This window comes from Enterobacter sp. UNJFSC 003, from assembly GCF_036903355.1.
Lineage (GTDB): Bacteria > Pseudomonadota > Gammaproteobacteria > Enterobacterales > Enterobacteriaceae > Enterobacter.
Map to the genome: position 1 here is coordinate 1 of NZ_JBAKHK010000086.1, position 318 is coordinate 318.

The following is a 318-nucleotide window of genomic DNA, read 5'->3' on the forward strand; positions in this document are numbered from 1 at the left end:
GATTTCTGACTGTGTTAGCCTGGAAGTGCTTGTCCCAACCTTGTTTCTGAGCATGAACGCCCGCAAGCCAACATGTTAGTTGAAGCATCAGGGCGATTAGCAGCATGATATCAAAACGCTCTGAGCTGCTCGTTCGGCTATGGCGTAGGCCTAGTCCGTAGGCAGGACTTTTCAAGTCTCGGAAGGTTTCTTCAATCTGCATTCGCTTCGAATAGATATTAACAAGTTGTTTGGGTGTTCGAATTTCAACAGGTAAGTTAGTTGCTAGAATCCATGGCTCCTTTGCCGACGCTGAGTAGATTTTAGGTGACGGGTGGT

The 318-nt window shown here is 47.2% G+C and carries 1 protein-coding gene; it reads right to left on the bottom strand.

Annotated elements, in window-relative coordinates:
- Positions 1 to 318, bottom strand: a 318-nt coding sequence (locus tag V5P19_RS23210; RefSeq protein ID WP_334407877.1) for a transposase, incomplete at both ends; no start/stop codon positions are given.